Origin of the sequence: Mesopusillimonas faecipullorum (assembly GCF_020539505.1) — a bacterium.
GTDB classification, from domain to species: Bacteria; Pseudomonadota; Gammaproteobacteria; order Burkholderiales; family Burkholderiaceae_B; genus Mesopusillimonas; species Mesopusillimonas faecipullorum.
The window spans coordinates 186,906-203,023 of sequence record NZ_JACDXW010000001.1 but is presented as its reverse complement, the minus strand read 5'-3'; the positions used below and the strand labels follow the sequence as shown (position 1 = coordinate 203,023).

Sequence of the window (16,118 nt, the reverse complement as noted above, 5' to 3'; positions counted from 1 at the left end):
GGACCTTGTTCACCCAAGTTTCCCTCCTGTCTCTATGGCCTTTGTGCTAGCTGATGCAGACATAAAATCATAAAAAATAATACGTTTGTTTATGCGGCTTGGTTCTGCTGGCAAAATTGCGCCTGATGGCAAGGTAAATGGCCTTGCGCTCGCTGTGCTTGCAGTCCTTACCAAAAACCGGAGGTAGACATGAAAACTTCAATGTGGAAGCATGCCACCGGGGCAACGCGGCGCGCGCCTTGGTTCGCGATAGTGCCGGTGTTGGTTCTGATGTTTGTCTTAACGGCTTGCGGAGGCTCTTCTTCCGATCCAGATCCTGTTCCCGAGCCAGATGCCTCTGCGCGAGCCACAGTGCTTGTCTATATCGTGGGTTCCGACCTGGAAGGGCCGAGCGACAGCGGGAAAATGGGCGATCAGGCGACGGGTAATCTGGCCGAGATGATGACGGTAGGCTCAAGCAGCGACGTGCACGTCATTGTGGAAACCGGTGGCGCTAATAAAAAGGTTGGAAGACGGTCAAGCGTCAGCGCGTTGAAAAAGGTAGCCTGACGGTGCTCGAAGATCTGGGGGCCCAGCGCATGAGCGACCCCGAGAGCCTGCGCAAATTCGTAGAGTGGGGTATCAAGGCTTATCCCGCAAAACAATACCACTTGGTGTTGTGGAACCATGGGGCTGGGCCGCTTTACGGCTTTGGCAGCGACCAGAACTATCCTGACACCGCCATGATGTCTATGCCAGAGATGCAGCAAGCCCTGAAAGGCGCCCAGGCTGTTACCGGCGTCAAGCTTGACCTTATTGGCTTTGATGCTTGCTTGATGGCCAGCGTAGAGATTGCGCAGGCACTTAGTCCCTACGGTAAATATCTGTTGGCCTCCGAGGAAGTCGAGCCTGAGTCGGGCTGGGATTGGGCGGCCTATTTGGGGCATGTGGTCAATACCCCGGAAAGCACGGCGCTCTCGGCGGGCATTACCACCATCGATGCCTACATTGCCAAAATGGCTCAAGACGGGCACAGAACCGTTACCGCTTCGCTGGTTGACCTGCAGAAAATAGAAACCTTAACGCAGGCCTTGGCTGATATCTTTGGCACGGTTTCTGCCAAGCTAGAGGGGGCCAGTGGCCAGCAGCGATTCAATATATGGGCAGATCTTGCCTACGCGCGTCGCGTCAGCCATGACTTCCAGACCTCATGGTTCTCCGACGATCCCGACGACCTCGTTGATATCGGCGATTTTATTGCGCTGCCTAAGTTTGCCGATCTTGATGTCAGCGAAGCCCAAGTCGAAGCGGTACAGCAGGCCTTGCGGCAGGCGGTTGTGTATGAACGCCATGGGGATCAGTTGTGGGACAGCAGTGGTCTAACCATGTATTTCCCGCTGGTAGGGCTGCAAGACGTTGATCAAATCTACGCGCTGTACAACGCCTTGCCCGTGCCTGCTGCACTCAAAAATATTGTCGGGCTTTACTTTACGCTGGCCAGCAGCCAAGATTGGCCGGCGCCTCAGGTAAGCCCATTGCAAACGGGCCTGGAAGACGTCAATTACGCATTTGTCAGCAACCCTCGCTTTCAGGCTGCAGGCTATGCTGCTTTATGGCGGGACAGCGGGGGCGAGTCGCAAATGGTGGCTTTGAAGCCCTTGGATGCGGAGATCTCCGAGGCAGATAATGATCCGCGCCTAGAGGACTCCCTGCGCATCGCAGCCCATGCAAAAACGGGGTGGTTTGGTTTGCCACAGGCTCAAGGCAGCCCCTATGTCGTACCGGTATCGGTGCTGCCCGACGACATGCCTCACTTCGATGCGGATGCAACGTTGCACCATTTAGTGCCGGTCACAGTCATTCCCGCAGGCACTTCTGATCTTGACGAAGGCTCACTTTTGGTGTCTGCCTTCTTCGAAGAGAATGCCTCTGAAAGCGGCCAGCGTCAGCGTGTGTATCGTATCGTGGGCTTCGTGGACGAAGACGACAACCCGTATGCCAGTCGTCCTTACACTAGCCTACCCGTGGGGTCCGCAGTATATCCCAAGCGCTGGAACGCGGATCGCAAGTGGGAAAGCAACCTCGTGGATTTGGACGACCGCATTATCAGCCAAGCCATTGGCGATGCCGATACGCCCCGCGAGCAATGGTGGACGCTGGCGCCGCTGGATGTGTCAGCAGGCGTATGCATGGTAGACGATTGCAGTCTAGAGCTAGGCGTCATCGACTACCAGGGCCGATACCAGTTTGCCCAGCAGGTACAACCTTAGTCAGGCAGACAGGCAGCCGGCTGGGCCGGCTGCGAAGCTGGGTCGGAAGCTGTTTGCTTAAGCCTGCGTTTGCAACAGTTCGCGTGCGTGGGTGCGAGTGGCTTCGGTTAGCTTTATACCCCCCAGCATACGCGCGACTTCTTCAACCCTTGCTTCTTGGTTTAACAGGGTAATGCTGGACAACGTAGTGTTCTTGCTGCGCGCTTTTTCTACCTTGTAATGGTGCATGCCGCATGAGGCTACCTGTGGCAAATGAGTGACGCACAGGACTTGATGGCGGTTACCCAACTCGCGTAAAAGCCTGCCTACGACTTCCGCGACCGCACCGCCAACTCCGGTGTCCACCTCGTCGAAAATCAGGGTGGGGACGCGTGCGGCCTGGCTGGCAATGACGGACAAGGCAAGCGATAAACGTGCCAGTTCGCCACCCGACGCGACTTTGCCCAAAGGTCGAGGGCGGGTGCCGGCATGGCCGGCCACCAGGAACTCTATGTTTTCATTACCGTGACTTGAGGGCGGGCAGGCTTCAAGCGCGACCTCGAAGCTACCGCCTTCCATGGCAAGGCCTTGCATGGCTTTGCTCACCTGCTCGGCCAGGCGCTGTGCTGTTTTGCGACGCGCTTTGCCCAGTTGCTCGGCCAGTTTGTCGTACTCGCTGCGGGCCTGTTCGACTTGAGCTTGCAGGGCTGCCAAATCGGTGCCGGCCAAGCTGGCGGCGTGTTCTGCCTGGCGTTGTTCTAGCAAGGGCAGCAACTCTTCGGGCTCTACACGATACTTGCGCGCCGTTTCAAACACCGTGGACATGCGCTGTTCTATGCGTGCCAAAGAGTCGGGGTCGAGCTCGATATCGTGTAAATGGGATTGAAGGTCGGAGGCGGCTTCGGTAACCGAAATATGAGCTGACTCTATGGCGTCGCAAATACTTTGCAAGCGAGAGTCGTGCCGTACGAGGTTTTGCAGTGTTTGGGCGGCCAGGCGCAGCTGGCGCTGAATGCCGGTTTCTTCGCCATCTAGCAGCGAGAGCGCACGAGCGCTGCCTTCCAGTATGGCTTGCGCATGGGCCAAGCGGGTCTGGTTTTGCGTGAGTGTTTCCCATTCGCCGGGTTTCAATCCCAACTTACCCAGCTCTTCCAGCTGATCTTCGAGACGCTGACGCTGAGCCAATAAAGCATGTTGGTCTTGCTGAGCTTGGCGTAAAGCTTGCTCGGCTTGCTGCCATGACTGCCAACTGGCCCTGACTTGTTGAGCGAGTGGCGTATGGCCACCCTGCGCATCCAGCATATCGCGCTGGCTGCCGGGGCGCATCAGGCTTTGATGCGCATGCTGGCCGTGGATATCAACGAGTTGTTCGCCTAGCTCGCGCAACTGCGTTAGCGTGGCCGGCACGCCGTTGACATAGGCGCGGCTACGGCCTTGTGTATCCAGCACTCGACGCAAAATCAGCGTGCCGTCTGACTCAAGATGGTGTTCGTCCAGCCAGCTTTTCATGGACTCAGGTACGGTAAACACCGCGCTGATGTCGGCGCGCTCGCAGCCTTCGCGAACACTGGCGGTGTCGCCGCGAGCCCCCAAGGCCAAGGACAGCGCATCTATGAGTATGGATTTGCCCGCCCCGGTTTCGCCCGAAAAAACGGTGAAGCCATCGCTGAAGTGGATCTCGGCTTGGTCGACAATAACGAAATCTCGGACGAGCAGACTACTCAGCATGTTGGAAATCCTGGGCTTATTCGGAGTCTTCAGACAATTGCGGCATGCGGTTCCACTGCAGTTTCTGGCGCAGGGTAGAGAAGAAGCTGTAGCCGGTAGGGTGTATTAGGCGTATGGTGCTGCTGGCTCTGCGTACGTCGATGCGGTCGCCCGGCAGGCTGTCGGACCACGTTTGCATGTCGAAGTGCACGCTGGCGCCGGATTCGACCCGCCCCAGGGTTGCCAAGGTGATGCTAAGTAAACCGTTGTCAGGAATCAGGATGGGGCGGTGCGAAAGAGTTTGCGGCGCCACCGGGACTAGCAGCATGGAGTTCAGGCGCGGATGCACGATGGGGCCGTTGGCCGACATGGCATAAGCCGTAGAGCCGGTGGGGGTGGAAATGATAAGACCATCTGATCGCTGGCTGTACATAAAGCTACCGTCCAGCTCTACCCTGAGCTCTATCATGCCCCCACGGCCTGCTCGGTTGATGACCACGTCATTCAGGGCCAAGCTGGAAAACAAGGTTTGACCATCGCGTACGATGCGGCCTTCAAGCAGCATGCGTTCTTCGATGTCGTAGTGGCCTTTAATGACGCGGCTAAGCGCGTCGGTGGCATTGTGCAGGGGGATGTCGGTGATGAAACCCAGCCGTCCGTGGTTGATGCCGATAAGGGGCACGCGATAGGGGGCCAGCATGCGACCGGCGCCCAGCATGGTGCCGTCGCCGCCCATCACGACGGCCAGGTCGGCGGTTTCGCCGATTTGCTCGTAGCTGGCCTGGCCGAACTCCGTAAGGCGCGTGTGATGAGCGGTTTCGGCTTCGACCAGGATGCTACAGCCGGCCTGCTGCAACGTGGCAATCATGGCGCGCAGCGGCCCCACCAGGCCGCTGTCCTGGTGTCGACCAATAAGTGCGACGGTCTTGAAATGCATAGGCGGACATCCTGTTTTCTGGCTGGCGTTGAGGCGCGTGCAGGGTGTAACGCCCGCGAGAAGCACTTACCTGCAAATATCCATTAAGATTAGTGAGATTATATGTTCCCCATTGTGTCGCGGGTGCTATCCGTGTCGCAAGTGTCCCGTTTTGCTGGAAGGCTGCTTGCCATGCCCGTTTATTGACGTTATGGATGATCGAGCTAAATCGCTGTTGAAAGCCCTGATCGAGCGCTACATCGCCGACGGGCAACCGGTGGGTTCGCGTACTTTATCGAAAATGTTCGATTTGTCGCCGGCCACCATACGCAATGTGATGTCCGACCTTGAAGAGCTAGGGCTGATACACAGCCCCCATACTTCTGCAGGCCGGGTACCCACGCCCCGTGGTTACCGCTTGTTTGTCGATAGCCTGCTTTCGGTACATCCATACAAAGTGATGGACGCCGCCAAAGCGCGTGAAATGCTCCCTGCCGCTGATCCGGCGCGGGCGGTCAGCGCCGCAGCAGCATTGCTATCTAATCTTACGCAGTTTGCGGGGGTGGTACTGACACCCAAGCGCGCGCAGGTCTTTCGTCATCTTGAGTTCATTCGCCTATCCGATCGCCGGGTGTTGCTTATTATCGTGACGCCCGACGGCGATGTGCAGAACCGCATCTTGTTCGGTCAACGAGACTACACCGAGCAAGAACTGCTGGAAGCCAGCAATTTTTTTAATTCGCATTTCTCAGGCAAATCTTTCCACGAAGTTCGTCGCGCCATCACCGAAGAGCTATCGTCGTTGCAGGCCGATATTTCGCGACTGATGCAGGCTGCGGTCGAGGCCAGTGTCACGCCTGACGGCACCGAAGACGACGTGGTGATATCGGGTGAAAGCAAACTGCTGGATGTTTCAGAGATTGCCTCAGACATGGACAGATTGCGCCGATTGTTCGCGCTCTTCGAGAAAAAAACCGAATTGCTGCAGCTTCTGGATGTGACCGGCCAAGCGCAAGGTGTACAAATTTACATCGGTGGCGACTCCCAACTCGTACCGCTGGACGACCTTTCCGTGATTACGGCACCCTATACCGTAGATGGCACGGTTGTCGGCACCTTGGGGGTTATCGGCCCAACAAGAATGGCCTACGAGCGCGTCATCCCCATCGTTGACATCACCTCGCGGCTGCTGTCCAACGCCTTGAGCCAAAGCCAGGCCTAGCATCATGTCTTTCTCCTCGTATTTGCCAGAACCGGTCGATCCGGAAGCCTTTGCCGCCGCACCCAAGCGGCTGCCGCCTGGGCCGGTGGGTTTGCTGTTCATCAACCTTGGCACTCCCGATGCGCCTGATACGGCTAGCATTCGTCGTTACTTGGGCGAGTTCTTATCCGATCCACGTGTGGTCGAATTGCCCCCCTGGTTATGGCAGCTTATATTGCGCGGGGCTGTTCTGCCGTTCAGACCCCGAAAATTAGCGCCGCGCTATGCAGAAATCTGGATGCCGGGTGGTTCGCCGCTATTGGTTTGGAGCCAGGCACAGGTGCAAGCGGTGCAGGCGGCCTTGCACGCACAGGGAAAACCAGCGGTACGCGCCGTCCTGGCCATGCGTTATGGCCGGCCTTCTATAGAACAGGCCATGCAAGCGCTGCGTGCTCATGGGTGTGAACGCATTTTGGTGGTGCCTATGTATCCGCAGTATGCGGCCTCTACCACGGCTACGGCAGTTGACGCTGTAGCCAAGGTTGCCGCACGTTTACGGAACCAGCCCGAAATGCGGTTTATTAAACGCTTTCACCACGAACCCGAATACATAGCGGCACTCGCGGCTCAGCTAGAGCGCCATTGGGCCGAACAGGGGCGCGGTGAGCGAGTGCTGCTCAGCTTTCATGGTCTTCCCAACGATGTCGTGCAGGCGGGGGACCCTTATCATCGCGATTGCATGGAAACCGCGCAGCTGTTACGTAAACGGCTGGGAGTCAGTTCAGAAGTGCTGCAGGTCTCGTTTCAAAGCCGTTTTGGTCGCCAGAAATGGCTGGAACCCTATACCGAGCCTACGCTGGCGGCCTGGGGCGCACAGGGTATACGTAGCGTCGATGTCTTGTGCCCGGGGTTTTTGGCCGATTGTCTGGAAACCCTGGAAGAGATTCAGATGCAGTGCAAAGACGCTTTTATCAAGGCGGGTGGGCAGTCGTTCAGGTATGTTCCATGCTTGAATGATGACCCTCTCTGGGCTCAGGGTTTTGCCGCTATTGTGGGGCGTCATATACAAGGCTGGGGCTAAGCCATTGGCGCAGGCTCCAGCTTGGGTTTGGGCGCTGGGGTAGGGTGCAGGGGCATGGGTGTCTGTGCTTACGTATTAAACTAGCTGGGTCTGTACGCCGTGTCTCGTAGTTGGCCGCCTGTTCATAGTCAGGTCCGAGACACCGCCTTTTCCAATGTCCTCGTGAACTTATCCCATGCTTAGAAGAAATCCGCGCGGCGACTATCCGGTCGTCCATGAAACCGCCTTCGTTGACCCCACCGCCGTGCTGTGCGGCAACGTTATCGTCAATGAGCATGTGTTCATCGGGCCTTACGCCGTTATCCGTGCCGACGAAGTCGATGCCGATGGCCATATGGAACCCATCGTTATCGGCGCCAACTCGAACATTCAAGACGGCGTGGTGATTCACTCTAAAGATGGTGCCGCCGTTACCATCGGTCAGCATAGCTCCATTGCTCATCGCTCCATCGTGCACGGCCCCTGTATTGTGGGCTCACGCGTGTTTCTGGGGTTCAACTCCGTGCTGTTCAATTGCCGCGTGGGCGATAACGCCGTGGTACGCCATAACTGTGTGGTAGACGGCCACGACATCCCTGATAATTTCTACCTGCCTTCCGCTACTGTTGTCACTGGTGCGACGGATTTGACAGCATTGGAAACCGTACCTGAGTCCGCTCAGCAGTTCTCGGAATCCGTCATGCATACCAATGTGTCTTTGGCTCAGGCGTACCGGCGCATTCAAAACGAATTCTGAGCTTTAAGCGCCACACTGAAACGGCTACCCCTGTCGTGCTTCTGCCGTTTTCTTGGCAGTCGAGGTGGGGCAGTCATGATTCCCTTGAAATTGATGGGCCCGACCCCATTTGTGGGTGATTACGCCCATTAGACGCGGAGAATGATGTATGTCCGATAAGAACCAATCTGTTGACCCCCAAGAGCTTAACCAAGCCGAGGCCGGTCAGGATCCAGCAGCCCAAACCGATGGGGCCGAGACTTTTGCCCCGGAGGAAGATCTGGTCGCCAAGCTCGATGAGTTACAGGCGCAGGTGGCGCAATACCACGATGAGCTGCTGCGCGCCCGCGCCGAGGTCGAGAACGTACGCCGCCGATCGCAGGACGATGTTGCCAAAGCACGTAAGTTTGGTACCGAATCCTTTGCCGAGAGCCTGATTCCCGTACGTGACAGCCTTGAGGCTGCTCTGGCAGCCCCGGAACAGACGCTGGATTCTTGGCGCGAGGGCGTCGAAGTCACGCTGCGTCAGCTGACTAACGCCTTCGAGCGTAATTTGCTTAAAGAGGTCGCGCCCGAACCCGGCGAGAAATTCGACCCCAACATGCACCAAGCCATTTCCGCTGTGCCTTCCGAGTTCGCCGAAGGCATGGTCGCGCAGCGTTTGCAAAAGGGCTACACCATTGCCGAACGCGTACTGCGTCCCGCACTAGTCATGGTGTCTTCAGGTTCGGCCTCTTGAAACTTGGCGAGCCGTCCCCAATTGCTGTTCATCCCGAATCCAAATTATTCATAACGAATTATTCTTCAAGGCAAAGTTCATGAGCAAAATCATAGGCATAGACCTTGGTACCACTAACAGCTGCGTTTCCGTGCTGGAAGGCGGTAAGGTCCGTATTATCGAAAACGCCGAGGGCACTCGCACCACGCCCTCCATCGTCGCTTATCTGCAAGACGGCGAAATTCTGGTTGGGGCTGCCGCCAAGCGCCAGGCCGTTACCAACCCTGCCAACACCCTGTACGCCGTCAAGCGCCTTATCGGTCGCAAATTCGACGAGAAAGCCGTACAGAAAGACATCGACCTGATGCCTTACAAGATTCTCAAGGCAGACAACGGCGACGCCTGGGTTGAAGCCCAAGGCAAAACGCTGGCGCCTCCCCAGGTGTCGGCTGAAGTGCTGCGCAAGATGAAGAAAACCGCCGAGGACTACCTGGGCGAGCCAGTTACCGAGGCTGTCATCACGGTGCCCGCTTACTTCAACGACAGTCAGCGTCAAGCCACTAAAGACGCCGGTCGTATTGCGGGTCTGGACGTCAAGCGCATCATCAACGAACCCACGGCCGCCGCTTTGGCCTTCGGCCTGGATAAATCCGAAAAGGGCGACCGCAAGATTGCCGTTTACGACTTGGGTGGCGGTACGTTCGACGTGTCCATCATCGAAATCGCTGACGTCGATGGCGAAAAGCAATTCGAAGTGTTGTCCACCAATGGCGACACCTTCTTGGGTGGTGAAGACTTCGACCAACGCATCATCGAATATCTCATCAGCGAGTTCAAGAAAGAAAGCGGCGTCGATCTGTCCAAAGACGTTCTGGCCCTGCAACGCCTGAAGGAAGCTGCCGAGAAAGCCAAGATCGAGCTTTCCTCTGCACAGCAAACCGAAATCAACCTGCCTTACATTACGGCTGATGCCTCTGGCCCCAAGCACCTGAACCTGAAGATCACGCGTGCCAAGCTGGAAGCCCTGGTCGAAGAACTGATCGATCGCACTATCGAACCTTGCCGCACGGCCATCAAAGATGCCGGCATCAAGGCAACCGACATCGACGACGTCATCCTCGTGGGTGGCATGAGCCGTATGCCCAAGGTGCAAGAGAAGGTTAAAGAGTTCTTCGGTAAAGAGCCTCGTAAAGACGTCAACCCCGACGAAGCTGTGGCTGCGGGTGCTGCCATTCAAGGTTCGGTGTTGTCCGGTGATCGTAAAGATGTATTGCTGCTCGACGTCACTCCGCTTTCCCTGGGTATCGAAACCCTGGGCGGTGTGATGACCAAGATGATCCAAAAGAACACTACGATTCCTACCCGGCATTCGCAGGTGTTCTCTACGGCTGACGACAACCAGCCGGCTGTGACCATCAAGGTGTTCCAAGGCGAACGCGAGATTGCTGCCGGCAACAAGGGGCTGGGTGAGTTCAACCTCGAAGGGATTCCTCCTTCGCCTCGCGGTACGCCCCAGATCGAAGTCACCTTTGACATCGATGCCAACGGTATCTTGCATGTGTCCGCCAAAGACAAGGGCACAGGCAAAGAAAACAAGATCACCATCAAGGCAAACTCTGGTCTGACCGACGAGGAAATCGAACGCATGGTGAAGGACGCCGAGGCCAATGCCGAGGAAGATCACCGCGTGGCTGAATTGGCGCAGGCCCGTAACCAAGCTGATGGTTTGGTGCACGCCACACGCAAGTCGCTCGAAGAGTACGGCGACAAGCTTGAGGCTTCCGAAAAAGAAGCTATCGAGGCGGCGATCAAAGATCTGGAAGCCGTGCTGCAAGACGGTGATAAGGCAGCTATCGACGAGAAGGTGGAGGCGCTTAGCACGGCCTCGCAAAAACTCGGCGAGAAGATGTACGCCGACATGCAAGCGCAGGCTGCAGCCCAGCCTGGTGGCGAACAAGCTCAGCCACAAGATGACAATGTGGTTGATGCCGACTTCAAGGAAGTCAAGCGCGACCAGTAAGCGTCGTCCGGCAGTTATAGGCGTTTCGCCCCGAAAGCCTATTGTTTACCCGGCGCTCATTGAGCCGGGTAACAAAGGGGGGCAGGGCGCTGAAAGCCCGGTTTTCTGATGCTTGCGTCGGAGGCCGGGCCTTCTCGTTTTACGCGCGGCTCAAGCGCACACTGAAAGATCATTATGTCAAAACGCGACTTGTACGAAGTTCTGGGTGTAGGTAAGAACGCCACGGACGATGAGCTGAAGAAGGCCTACCGCAAACTGGCCATGAAGTACCACCCTGACCGCAATCCCGACAACAAGGACGCGGAGGAGCGATTCAAAGAGGCCAAGGAGGCCTACGAAATCCTGGGTGACGCTGAGAAACGCTCGGCCTATGATCGCTTTGGCCATGCCGGGGTAGACCCCAATATGGCGGGTGGCGGTATGGGCGGCGCCGGGTTTGCTGACGCGTTTGGCGACATCTTCGGCGAGATCTTCGGCGGTGGCCGCCGAGGGGGCGGTGGCGGCCCGCAGGTGTATCGGGGTGCCGATTTGAAGTACACCCTGGACATCAGCCTGGAGCAGGCTGCCACGGGCTTTGACACCGAGATCCGTGTCCCCAGTTGGGAAAACTGCGAGGTGTGCAAAGGCTCTGGCGCCAAGCCCGGTACTCAGCCACAAACCTGCCGCACTTGTGGCGGTAGTGGCGCCGTGCGCGTCACGCAAGGGTTCTTCAGTGTGCAGCAAACTTGCCCCACCTGCCATGGTAGCGGCAAAGAAATCACCGACCCCTGCGTGGCTTGCGACGGCGTGGGACGCATCCGCAAGAACAAAACACTGCAGGTGAAGATTCCCGCAGGTATCGACGATGGTATGCGCATACGTTCTGCCGGTAATGGCGAGCCGGGTGTCAATGGTGGGCCGCCGGGAGACCTGTATGTCGAAATCCACCTGAAGCCGCATGGTATTTTCCAGCGTGACGGGGACGATCTGCATTGCGAACTCACCATACCGTTTACCAAAGCGGCATTGGGCGGCACCCTGGAAGTTCCAACACTTACCGGACGCGGCGAAATCACTATTCCGGAAGGTACGCAAACAGGGAAGGTATTCCGCTTGCGCGGCAAAGGCATACGTGGGGTGCGCTCCAGCTATCCCGGAGACCTGTACTGCCACATTACTGTTGAAACGCCGGTACGCCTGAACGAAGAGCAGAAGAAGTTGCTGCGTCAGTTTGAATCCTCGTTGACACAAGGCGGGGAAAAGCATTCGCCCAAAAGCGAATCCTGGACTGACAAGGTGAAGAACTTCTTCAGCTGATAAGCAAAAGGGGCTTGCCCCTTAAGCAGGTAGAAAAATAGGCTGTCATGTACGACAGCCTATTTTTTCTGTGACCGCAGTTACCGCCGTCGCTGGCGCAGGGCCGTCGGGCATCAGCCGTTCGGCCCGCGCCACATTGCCTTACGGGGCGGCGTCGGCCTGCTTCAGCTTCTCGGCCACCCAGCCCATGGCTTCGGGTACGTCGTAGTTGCCGGCATGGCCGGTATGCCAGGCCAGCCGGTAGTCGACGTCCCGTACCTTAGCGTCGGCTTGCAGCGCGCGGCTCAGGTTCAGCGAGATCACGAACGAGGTGTCGCGGTCCAGTGTGCCATGGCGCACGTACCAGTACGGCGAGGTATCCGCATCGGTGCCGATGTACTCCATGGGGTTGACCAGCTTCAATTGCTCGACCAGCACATTGCCCGGCTCGCGGGCGATGTGCTGCCGCCAGCTCAGGCCGGTGTCGTCCAGGCCTATGCCGTCGCCGGGCACGTCGTTGTTGTCCCAGGCGTATTCGGTAAAGTTGGAATACAACTGCTCAGGTGTGCCGAAGAGGTTCGACTCACCTTCAGCCTTGGTTACCGTCAAACCCTTCTGGTCGAAGGCCGGCGCGGTTTTCAGCGCGCGCTTGTTGACGACATAAAGCAGATAGCGCTCCATGTCGATGTCGGAGACCTTCCCGGTCTGGGCGTTGACGTGGATCCAGTCGTTGATGGAGTTGTCGTCGCTCCAGGTATCGCCGAATGCGGGAATGATGCCGCCGTTGCTCATGAAAACCTCGGCGGAGCGCACCACCTCCTGGCGTATGGTGGCCAGCATGTTGGCTTCGGTCAGCGGCTGGCCGTCGGCGTTCTTCAGGCCCAGCCCTTGCTGGTAACTTTTGAACTTGGCGGCCAGTTCGATGCTGCCACGCGGGTTGGGGTCTTGCCCGGCCAGGGCGCGCGTGTCCAGCTTCGTGTACAGCCACTCGTAGCTGAGGTCGGCATTGCCCAGATCCGTGATCGGGCAGTACGACACCACGGCCAGCACATCGTCGCGCAAGGTGCTTTCGCCGTTCTCGGAAATGCCCGCAGCGCCGGCGGCCCGCCCGCCACGCGCTCTTTGATGGTCGTGGGCTTGGCCACGTAGCAAACCTCTTTGTACCAGCGCACGGGCACCGCTTCGCCGTCCACGCTCACCGTCAGCTTGGTGTAGTTGGAGGCGTCGAACGCCAGGTCTTTGTCGTACACGCCGGAAACGGGTTGTTCCGGCGTGGGCGTGGGCTCGGCGGCGTCGTCACCGCTGCTGCCGCTATTGCACGCGGCCAGCATGACCGCCCCTCCCAGGCACAGCGTCAGGCCGGCGGCTCTCGTGGCGCGCTGCCACGCATTGAGTTTGAGCACCTAGGCACCCAGCCCGGCACACCGCATATTCTTGGTTTCTTTCTTCATTGTGGGTTCTCCAACCTCCAGATTGTTGATACGCCCGGGCCTTGTTCCCGGGGCCGCAGCGGCGTACGACCACGCAATCTCCAGGCTTCGAGATCGTCTCGTTTACATTTTTGCAATACCTAGGGGTAATCACCAATAACGACGAACAGATGACTCGCAAGCCAGAAATTTCAGTGCTGTACAAATACGGCCCAGTGATTCTTATATAAATTCCCGCCTTCGCACAGATGTGGGTTCGGCACGCGTAATAACTTTTCGTTATCGCATGGGGTAAAGAGGTTTTCAGGTGTCGCGGCCACCGACCCGCACGCGAAGGCTGAAGGGTGAGCCCTCAGCCTACTCGATGTATCAGGGCGCCACGCAGCATCCACTGGCCAATCAAACCCGAGGCGCACAGCGTCAGGGCGGCAGAGAGCGCATGGTCGGTTCCCAGGCCGGCCAAGACCGTACACACGGCACCTATCACCATCTGACCGCATCCGTATAAGCCGGAAGCCGCCCCAGCCAAGCGCGGCTTGACGCTGATTGCCTGAGCAGCCGCCCCTGGGCTGGTGAGCCCCGCGGCAATGGAGTAAACGATAGCGGGCAAAATAAACGTCAGCACATTCAGGTAGCCCGTTACGCAGCAAAGCAGCATGGCGCCGGCACTGAGCAGGCTTAAGAAATTCGAGCCTAGCAGCACGGCCTTGAGAGTGAAGCGACGCAGTAAAACTCGCGCCAGTAAGTAACCGATGACCATGGCGCATATGATCAGCGTCAGATAAATGCCGACTTCACTGGTGGGGCGCCCGAGTTGTGTAGAAAGCACGAAAGGGGCAGCCGCCACGACGGCGTAAATGGAAGTCGTGGCGAGGCCGCCGCCTAACGCAAATCCCAGGTATTTTCTGGAACCTAACAGTGTCCAGTACTCGCGCAAGGGGGAGACGCGTCTGCGAGCGGGCAGGACAGGCCGTGTTTCAGGCAGCAGCCACCAGGTATAGCAAATATTGGCAATACCCAATAAAGTCAGAAATGCGAAAATGGAGCGCCAGCCCGTGTGGGCGGCTAGTAGCCCCCCAACGGTGGGTGCCAGCCCCGGGCCGATGACAACCATGATGTTCATCAGCGCGAGTCGCCCGGCGGTATCCCGGGTATCGCGTGTGGTGTCTCGGACGATAACGCGCCCCAAGACCATGCCCGCACAGCCACCCAGCGCCGCCAGAAGGCGTGTGGCAATCAGCATCTGGGCGTTGCTGGCAAAGAGGGCGGCAAAGCTGGCCACGGTATACAAGGCCAGGCCTGCCAGTAGCGGCGGTCGCCGGCCAAAGCGGTCTGAGAGCGGTCCATAAATCAGTTGTCCGACAGCCAGGCCAATGATGTACCAGGTGATGGTCAGCTGCATCTGCGACGCGGTGGCGTGCAGAGCAGTGGCCACGGCTGGCAGGGCCGGTATGAAGATGTGCATGGCCAGCGTGCCGCTGAAAGTCAGCAGGGCCAATCCCCACAACGGGGGGTTGTGGCTGGCGGAAGTGCAGGAGGGTGTTTGGGATGTCATGATGGCGATTGCTTGCGCAATGAAAAATCGTAGCACGCTGCCTAGCCTGTTTTCAGGTGCTCATTACTGCGACGGCCCCGTTTGGCTGTAAAGTTGCAAGCAAGCACTACACACATGGCACTTTTCAGAGGGGTTCTTATGACCAAACCTTCATGGGTTACAGCATTGATCATGACGGTGGCGTGCGCCAGCAGTATGGTGGTGATGCCCGTGGCGCAAGCGTGTACGCGTTTTGTCTATCACGGCGCCGATGATTTGATTGTTACGGCTCGCTCCATGGATTGGCGTCTCGATGTGGAAACCAATTTATGGGTGTTTCCGCGGGGGATGAAACGCAATGGTGAGGCCGGCGAAAACTCGCTGCAATGGACAGCCAAATACGGAAGTGTCGTGGCCACCGGATACGATATTTCCACGACGGATGGTTTGAACGAGGCGGGCTTGTCCGCCAGTGTGTTGTGGTTGGTAGAGTCTTCCTATCCAGAGCCCAGCGACAAACCCGGTTTGACGATTGCCGCCTGGGCTCAGTATGTGCTGGATAATTTTGCTACGGTGTCCGAAGCAGTCGAAACCTTGCGCACCGAGCCTTTCACCTTGGTGACCAGCTATGTTCCCGGCGAGGATAGGCTGGCCACTTTGCACTTGGCAATTTCCGATGCCACGGGTGACAGCGCCATTGTGGAATACATCGATGGGCAGCAGATCATCCATCACGGTAGTCAATATCAGGTGGTGACCAACTCACCCACTTACAGAAAACAACTGGCCATGAACCAGTACTGGCAAGAAGCCGGCGGAACCATGGTGCTGCCGGGAACCAATCGCTCGCCCGATCGCTTTGCCCGGGCTTATTTTTACGCAAATGCGGTACCCAAGACGCCTGATTTACTGAAATCCATTGCCAGTGTGTTCAGCGTCATACGCAACGTCTCCGTCCCCTTTGGCATCTCGACTCCCGACCAGCCCAATATTGCGTCTACCCGCTGGCGCACGGTAGCCGATCAAAAACACCTGCGTTATTTTTTTGAATCAGCCCTGACACCCAATATCTTCTGGGTCGACCTTAAAGAACTGGATTTTTCCCAGGAAACCGGCCAAACCCTAAAGCTGGCACTAGGCCCTAATCAAAGCCGCACACTGGCCGGCGAGGTGCACAGCTACTTTCAACCCGCCCAGCCTTTTCAGTTTTTAGGCCTGTAGAACGCGGGCTGTTAAAGAGGAAGATCCGAGCTTAAACCAACAGGTCTTGTATAAGACTTAAAAAAAAGCGAA

General features: G+C 57.5%; 13 protein-coding genes. 9 read left to right on the top strand and 4 right to left on the bottom strand.

From position 1 onward, the window contains the following. The first annotated feature begins 189 nt into the window (after window positions 1–189). Together H0484_RS00905 and H0484_RS00900 are read left to right on the top strand one after the other, a co-directional pair. A complete protein-coding gene (locus tag H0484_RS00905) occupies window positions 190–549 on the top strand; it encodes a hypothetical protein (RefSeq protein WP_226952555.1) in 360 nt (119 codons plus the stop codon). A gap of 2 nt (window positions 550–551) precedes the next feature. Beyond that, on the top strand, window positions 552–2,249 hold the full coding sequence (locus H0484_RS00900) for a clostripain-related cysteine peptidase (RefSeq protein WP_226952554.1): 1,698 nt from the start codon (window positions 552–554) through the stop codon (window positions 2,247–2,249). Between the two features lie 57 nt (window positions 2,250–2,306). Here the strand turns inward: H0484_RS00900 and recN are convergent, their stop codons facing one another. Both recN and H0484_RS00890 read right to left on the bottom strand, forming a co-directional pair. Then, complete coding sequence (gene recN, locus H0484_RS00895; RefSeq protein ID WP_226952553.1) at window positions 2,307–3,956, bottom strand: DNA repair protein RecN; 1,650 nt, start codon at window positions 3,954–3,956, stop codon at window positions 2,307–2,309. A gap of 16 nt (window positions 3,957–3,972) precedes the next feature. Beyond that, complete coding sequence (locus H0484_RS00890; RefSeq protein WP_226952552.1) at window positions 3,973–4,872, bottom strand: NAD kinase; 900 nt, start codon at window positions 4,870–4,872, stop codon at window positions 3,973–3,975. A gap of 190 nt (window positions 4,873–5,062) precedes the next feature. On the opposite strand from H0484_RS00890, the gene hrcA reads away from it, so the two are divergent. The 6 genes from hrcA (at window position 5,063) to dnaJ (ending at window position 11,882) form a co-directional block, all read left to right on the top strand. After that, on the top strand, window positions 5,063–6,073 hold the full coding sequence (gene hrcA, locus H0484_RS00885) for a heat-inducible transcriptional repressor HrcA (RefSeq protein ID WP_226952551.1): 1,011 nt from the start codon (window positions 5,063–5,065) through the stop codon (window positions 6,071–6,073). 4 nt (window positions 6,074–6,077) lie between these two features. Continuing rightward, a complete protein-coding gene (gene hemH / locus H0484_RS00880; protein WP_226952550.1) occupies window positions 6,078–7,133 on the top strand; it encodes a ferrochelatase in 1,056 nt (351 codons plus the stop codon). 175 nt (window positions 7,134–7,308) lie between these two features. Further along, window positions 7,309–7,869, top strand: coding sequence for a carbonate dehydratase (locus H0484_RS00875; RefSeq protein ID WP_226952549.1), 561 nt, complete (start codon window positions 7,309–7,311; stop codon window positions 7,867–7,869). Window positions 7,870–8,017: 148 nt separating this feature from the next. Next, entirely contained in the window at window positions 8,018–8,587 is a 570-nt protein-coding gene (grpE, locus tag H0484_RS00870) for a nucleotide exchange factor GrpE (RefSeq protein WP_226952548.1), read from the top strand. A gap of 79 nt (window positions 8,588–8,666) precedes the next feature. Then, window positions 8,667–10,586 (top strand): molecular chaperone DnaK, encoded by a 1,920-nt coding sequence (dnaK, locus tag H0484_RS00865; protein WP_226952547.1) that lies wholly within the window; start codon window positions 8,667–8,669, stop codon window positions 10,584–10,586. 174 nt (window positions 10,587–10,760) lie between these two features. Next, window positions 10,761–11,882 carry a molecular chaperone DnaJ gene (dnaJ, locus tag H0484_RS00860; protein WP_226952546.1) on the top strand — a complete coding sequence of 374 codons (1,122 nt, stop codon included), beginning with the start codon at window positions 10,761–10,763 and terminating at the stop codon, window positions 11,880–11,882. Between the two features lie 141 nt (window positions 11,883–12,023). Here the strand turns inward: dnaJ and H0484_RS00855 are convergent, their stop codons facing one another. Together H0484_RS00855 and H0484_RS00850 are read right to left on the bottom strand one after the other, a co-directional pair. After that, window positions 12,024–13,013: a hypothetical protein gene (locus tag H0484_RS00855; protein ID WP_226952544.1), complete on the bottom strand. Its 990-nt coding sequence runs from the start codon at window positions 13,011–13,013 to the stop codon at window positions 12,024–12,026. Window positions 13,014–13,643: 630 nt separating this feature from the next. After that, window positions 13,644–14,846: a multidrug effflux MFS transporter gene (locus tag H0484_RS00850; protein ID WP_226952543.1), complete on the bottom strand. Its 1,203-nt coding sequence runs from the start codon at window positions 14,844–14,846 to the stop codon at window positions 13,644–13,646. A gap of 171 nt (window positions 14,847–15,017) precedes the next feature. Here H0484_RS00850 and H0484_RS00845 point away from each other — a divergent pair, with 171 nt between their 5' ends. Then, the gene (locus H0484_RS00845) at window positions 15,018–16,046 is read left to right on the top strand and encodes a linear amide C-N hydrolase (RefSeq protein ID WP_226953003.1); all 1,029 of its coding nucleotides are present in this window, start codon (window positions 15,018–15,020) and stop codon (window positions 16,044–16,046) included. The last annotated feature ends 72 nt before the right edge of the window (window positions 16,047–16,118 follow it).

What these genes read in the sequence shown, in the direction of transcription:
- dnaJ (WP_226952546.1), top strand. Translation starts at nt 10,761, where the DNA reads ATGTCAAAACGCGACTTGTACGAAGTTCTGGGTGTAGGTAAGAACGCC.
- H0484_RS00845 (WP_226953003.1), top strand. Translation starts at nt 15,018, where the DNA reads ATGACGGTGGCGTGCGCCAGCAGTATGGTGGTGATGCCCGTGGCGCAA.
- hemH (WP_226952550.1), top strand. Translation starts at nt 6,078, where the DNA reads ATGTCTTTCTCCTCGTATTTGCCAGAACCGGTCGATCCGGAAGCCTTT.
- H0484_RS00875 (WP_226952549.1), top strand. Translation starts at nt 7,309, where the DNA reads ATGCTTAGAAGAAATCCGCGCGGCGACTATCCGGTCGTCCATGAAACC.
- H0484_RS00890 (WP_226952552.1), bottom strand. Translation starts at nt 4,872, where the DNA reads ATGCATTTCAAGACCGTCGCACTTATTGGTCGACACCAGGACAGCGGC.
- H0484_RS00905 (WP_226952555.1), top strand. Translation starts at nt 190, where the DNA reads ATGAAAACTTCAATGTGGAAGCATGCCACCGGGGCAACGCGGCGCGCG.
- H0484_RS00850 (WP_226952543.1), bottom strand. Translation starts at nt 14,846, where the DNA reads ATGACATCCCAAACACCCTCCTGCACTTCCGCCAGCCACAACCCCCCG.
- hrcA (WP_226952551.1), top strand. Translation starts at nt 5,063, where the DNA reads ATGGATGATCGAGCTAAATCGCTGTTGAAAGCCCTGATCGAGCGCTAC.
- grpE (WP_226952548.1), top strand. Translation starts at nt 8,018, where the DNA reads ATGTCCGATAAGAACCAATCTGTTGACCCCCAAGAGCTTAACCAAGCC.
- dnaK (WP_226952547.1), top strand. Translation starts at nt 8,667, where the DNA reads ATGAGCAAAATCATAGGCATAGACCTTGGTACCACTAACAGCTGCGTT.
- recN (WP_226952553.1), bottom strand. Translation starts at nt 3,956, where the DNA reads ATGCTGAGTAGTCTGCTCGTCCGAGATTTCGTTATTGTCGACCAAGCC.